The sequence below is a fragment of the Flavihumibacter sp. CACIAM 22H1 genome (genome assembly GCF_001601815.1).
In the GTDB taxonomy this organism is placed as follows: Bacteria; Bacteroidota; Bacteroidia; order Chitinophagales; family Chitinophagaceae; genus Flavihumibacter.
Genome location: NZ_LUKG01000002.1, coordinates 123,728 through 128,479, shown reverse-complemented (window position 1 = coordinate 128,479; position 4,752 = coordinate 123,728). Strand labels below are relative to the sequence as shown.

Genomic DNA, 4,752 nt, shown 5'->3' with positions numbered 1-4,752 from the left:
ATACAGGTAGAGTACATCGGCTTTGTAAGCTCATCGGTATGATTGGGCGATAAATGTTCATTCGGGTAACCGATTCTTGCATTCAGGCCCGTTACGTACTCTGTTAACTGTATCAGGTGTTTGAGCTGGGAACCGCCGCCTGTTAATACAATTCCTCCATTGAGCATACGGCTGTCCATTCCAACCTGTTTCAGGTGATAGGTTACAAAATCCATGATCTCACTCATGCGGGCCTGGATAATATTGGCCAGGTTTTTAACCGAAATTTCTTTTGGAGGCAAGCCGCGCATACCAGGGATGGTGATAAACGCATTGGCCTTGGCTTCATTGGCCAGGGCAGATCCAAACTGAACTTTCATTTGCTCTGCCTGGGTTTTTAATACACCCAAACCCGTTTTAATATCATTGGTGATATTTTCTCCCCCAAAAGGAATTACTGCAGTGTGTTTCAGAATTCCTTCGTAAAAAACGGCCAGGTCGGTTGTACCGCCGCCAATATCTACAATGGCCACACCTGCTTCAATATCTTCCTGCCCCATTACCGCTGCAGCAGATGCCAGGGGCTGCAATACCAGGTCTTTGGTATGCAGGCCACTTTTTTCAACAGCCCGGTTAATATTTCGGATGGCATTTTTATCGCCGGTAATTATGTGGAAGTTAGCACCCACTTTTACTCCGCCATAACCAATCGGGTTGGGAATGTTCTGAAAATTATCTACGGTAAATTCCTGCGGAATAACATCGATGATCTGATCACCTGCAGGAATATAGGTTTTATACTGATCGGCAATCAGCTGGTCAATTTCCCGCTGAGAGATTTCCTCATCATTGGTTTGCCGTACAATATCTCCTCTGGTCTGCAGGCTTTTGATATGATGGCCGGCAATGCCAACATATACTTCATTAATCTGTAAATCAGGATTGGAAGCATAGCAATTTTCCAGCGCAGCCGCAATGGCCTTGATCGTTTCATCAATATTCAATACCTGGCCATGTTTTACCCCATTGCTGTTAGCCCGACCGAAACCCAGAATCTCCAGTTTTCCAAACTCATTCTTACGACCCGCAATGGCAGCAATCTTGGTTGTACCAATATCGAGCCCTACAATTATGGGTTGTTCGTTCTTCATTCTATCTTGTTTTTAGTTGTTTCGAAAGTTTTTATTGCCTTCGCATAACCGCTTTGGGTGTGCGTTGGGCATTGGTTGACGCAGGAGACGGACGGGGAACAACGGTTCTTTCGGAAGATATTGGATTATTAACCTGCAAAGGTGTTGCAGTAAGCTTGTAAGGCAGTTTATTTTTATCCACGGATGTGGATATTCCGGAGGCCCTGGTTCCCACTACCTGGCCGGCAAATCCGACATCGATGGTAGCATAGTACTCAAAGCCTGTTTTCATCAGCACTTCTTCATAAAAAACCTTCAGCCGATGGAACTTTTCTGCTGCATTTGAACCATCTCCGAACAGTATCCGGTGACTACCTACCAGGGGTATCAGTTCAATATTCTTTTCTGGTGTATACACCAACTGTTCAATTTGGGCATTCCAGAAAACATCTGCCTTCAGGTAATCTACGATGTTCAGAACACGCGCTATGAGGCTGCTGTCTCCCCGGCGTTTTTTCATCAATTTTTCGGGCATTCCTGTAATAACCGGAAGCTTAACCGGGGTTTTTCCTGTTACAACCGGTAAATAAGCACCCGCTGTATCCATGTACCAGGTCATCCCATTAGCTGTAAAAACGCGGGCTACCGGCGTTCTTTCAGTTACCAAAATCTCCAGTTCACGGTCGGCATTGAAAAAAATTTCCGCTTCTCTAACCCATACATTTTTCCGTATACCCGTTTCCAGTTTCCTGAGATCGATCGACTTCATCGGTTTTCCCGTAAAGGATTTCCCAGACTTCGCGCCAATTATGGTCAGCAGATCTGCCTGCTCAACAAATCGATGATCACCAGTGCCTTTTATTTCTATATGAATTCCCGAGCAAGTGGCATCATTGGTTTTATTGATGGCCGCAATCAATAATACGAGCAGGGTGGAACCCACCAGCATCCAGCCGAGGGCTATCATCACTTTTCGTATACTGATTTTTTTATCCGGCATATGCTTCTAATAAACCGGCAAGGGGTTGAACAAGCGCATCAATATCACCCGCACCTGCGGTAATAAACAACTCCGGTTGATCACTCCCTGCCTTCCAGGTATTTTTTATATAATCTGTCAATTCATTTTTGTCCAGCAAAACCACTTTACCCGGCTGAATTTTACCAGCTATCAACGCGCTGGTTACGCCTGGCATAGGCAATTCCCTTGCGGGATAAATGGGTAAAAGCAGTACCTGGTCGGCCAGGTTTAAGGCTGCTGCAAAACCATCCTGTAAATCATTGGTCCTGGAAAACAAATGTGGCTGAAAAAGAACCGTACATCTTCTTCCGGGGAATAGCGCTTTGGCTCCAGTAAGTAGTGCTTTCAATTCTTCGGGATGATGTGCATAATCATCAACAAAGACCATGCGAGAAGTTTTAAGAACGTACTCAAACCTTCTTTTTACCCCTTTAAAACTAGCAACTGCTTCCTTTATTTTTTCCGGTTCAATACCTAACTGATCGGCTATAGCAATTGATACCAGTGCATTCTCCACATTATGCATACCACCCATATGCAATTGAACCGCTTCTATTTTTTTTCCAGGCAACGATACAGAAAACGTGTAGCTACCATCTGCCATACGGATATCTTCGGCATATATATCGGCCAGCCGGTTATCCAGGCTATAGGTATAATGTTTGTTGGCGCTAAGCTCATTTCCTTTTGGCAAACCGTATTTGCTGAAAAGCATACCCTGAGGCTTCAGCCGTTTACTGAAGTCTACAAATGCCTCCTGCAATTTCTCCTCGGTACCATAAATATCCAGGTGATCGGGATCCATTGAACTGATCACGGCAATATCCGGATGAAGGCGCAGGAAACTCCTATCGTACTCATCGGCCTCAATCACTGCCACATTACGGGGATCGCTCCAGAAATTGGTATTGTAATTCACACTGATTCCTCCCAGGAATGCATTACAACCGAAGCCACTATGCCGCAGTAAATGGGCCGTCATGGTAGTAGTGGTGGTTTTACCATGCGTTCCGCCAATACAAATATTAAAGGAACTATTACTGATAATACCCAATACTTCACTTCGTTTCAATACAGGAATTCCCTTTTGCTGATAATACACCAGTTCCAGGTGTTGTGCCGGAACCGCGGGTGTATACACAACCAGGTCAGGGTTGGCGGGAATAAGGTCCGGGCGCTCTTCAAAATGAATATGGATACCCTCCGATTGCAACTGGGCTGTTAAAGGAGTAGGTGTTTTGTCATACCCGCTGACTGCTTTTCCCAGCGCATTAAAATACCGGGCAAGCGCGCTCATACCGATACCACCGATGCCGATAAAGTAAACTGTTTGTATGTCTTTAACTGATACCAAGTTTATTGTACTATATAATTAGCAATTAGTTCGTCTGCATTTCGAATAGCCAACGCGCCCAGCCTGGCAGACATGGAGGCTCTTTTATCTGAATCACCTGCCAGTTCCAAAATGGTTGAAACCAGGTTTCCGGCAGCTTCCTGGTCTCGCACTATTTCTGCCGCACCAGCACTTACCAGGTATAAGGCATTTACCGTTTGATGATCTTCGGCTGCATATGGATAAGGAACCAATACAGGTGGCTTCTGCACTACACAAATTTCTGCAATGCTCATTGCCCCGGCTCTTGACACTACCAGGTCGGCAGCGGCATAGGCATAGTCCATTTCTTTGATAAAATCGCTTACCCAAACGGATTTTCTGCCGGTAGTTACCGATTGCGCTGCAGGCAGGTACGATTTTCCGGTTTGCCAGATCAGCTGAATGCCGGCAGTTTCGAGTTGTTCAAGTCCGCCTGCAATGGCTTCATTGATGGTTTTTGCACCAAGGCTCCCTCCTACCGATAAAATCACAGGCAGCGCCGGATCCAATCCAAAAAAACGAATCGCTTCTTCTCTCGACAACCGGCTGTTGACAATGGTTGAGCGTACCGGGTTACCAGTTACCACCAGTTTATCTACCGGGAAAAAAGCCTCCATACCAGCGGTTGCCACAAATACCATCTTTGCTTTTTTTCCCAGGAGCTGGTTGGCCTTACCCGCGAATGAATTTGCCTCATGTATATAGGTTGCGATTCCATTTTCCTGGGCATATTTCAATACCGGAAAACTCGAATAGCCACCTACACCAATGGCGGCATCGGGTTGAAAACGGGCGAAAATTGCCCGAACCTGGAAAAAACTACGAATGAGTTTGAAGGGCAGTGAAATATTTTTGAGCAATGAACTACGGTTAAAACCTGCAATATCCAGGCCTTCTATTCTATACCCTGCCTGCGGAACCTTTTCCATTTCCATTTTTCCTTTGGCGCCAATGAAAAGAATTTCGACAGCCGGATCCTTTTTTTTGATAGCATTGGCAATAGCAATGGCCGGGAAAATATGCCCGCCTGTTCCTCCACCTGCTATAACAATTCGTTTAGGCATTGTCCACCTCCTTTTCTTCTTCATCATCAGCAATATCTTCCTTCCCCTCTTCCTGGTTTTTTTCTACAAAGCGAGAAACACTCAGTATTATACCAATGGCCACACAGGTGAATAAAAAGGAGCTGCCACCCATACTGATCAACGGAAGTGTAACCCCGGTAACCGGGAACAGGTTAACATTCA

The 4,752-nt window shown here is 45.5% G+C and carries 5 protein-coding genes; all 5 read right to left on the bottom strand.

What is annotated here, in order from left to right:
* The coding region (gene ftsA, locus A1D16_RS01255; protein ID WP_290706957.1) for a cell division protein FtsA at nucleotides 1-1,130 on the bottom strand (1,130 nt) is incomplete at its 3' end.
* A gap of 31 nt (nucleotides 1,131-1,161) precedes the next feature.
* The gene (locus A1D16_RS01250) at nucleotides 1,162-2,109 is read right to left on the bottom strand and encodes a cell division protein FtsQ/DivIB (RefSeq protein WP_290706955.1); all 948 of its coding nucleotides are present in this window, start codon (nucleotides 2,107-2,109) and stop codon (nucleotides 1,162-1,164) included.
* The gene (gene murC, locus A1D16_RS01245) at nucleotides 2,099-3,484 is read right to left on the bottom strand and encodes a UDP-N-acetylmuramate--L-alanine ligase (RefSeq protein ID WP_290706953.1); all 1,386 of its coding nucleotides are present in this window, start codon (nucleotides 3,482-3,484) and stop codon (nucleotides 2,099-2,101) included. The genes A1D16_RS01250 and murC overlap by 11 nt, the downstream gene beginning before the upstream one ends.
* Nucleotides 3,485-3,486: 2 nt before the next feature.
* A complete protein-coding gene (gene murG / locus A1D16_RS01240; protein WP_290706950.1) occupies nucleotides 3,487-4,569 on the bottom strand; it encodes an undecaprenyldiphospho-muramoylpentapeptide beta-N-acetylglucosaminyltransferase in 1,083 nt (360 codons plus the stop codon).
* Nucleotides 4,562-4,752, bottom strand: a 191-nt coding sequence (locus tag A1D16_RS01235) for an FtsW/RodA/SpoVE family cell cycle protein (RefSeq protein ID WP_290706948.1), incomplete at its 5' end; no start/stop codon positions are given. The genes murG and A1D16_RS01235, both read right to left, overlap by 8 nt.

Excerpts from the sequence above, each read along its gene's own strand:
- murG (WP_290706950.1), bottom strand. The coding sequence starts at position 4,569 with ATGCCTAAACGAATTGTTATAGCAGGTGGAGGAACAGGCGGGCATATT.
- A1D16_RS01250 (WP_290706955.1), bottom strand. The coding sequence starts at position 2,109 with ATGCCGGATAAAAAAATCAGTATACGAAAAGTGATGATAGCCCTCGGC.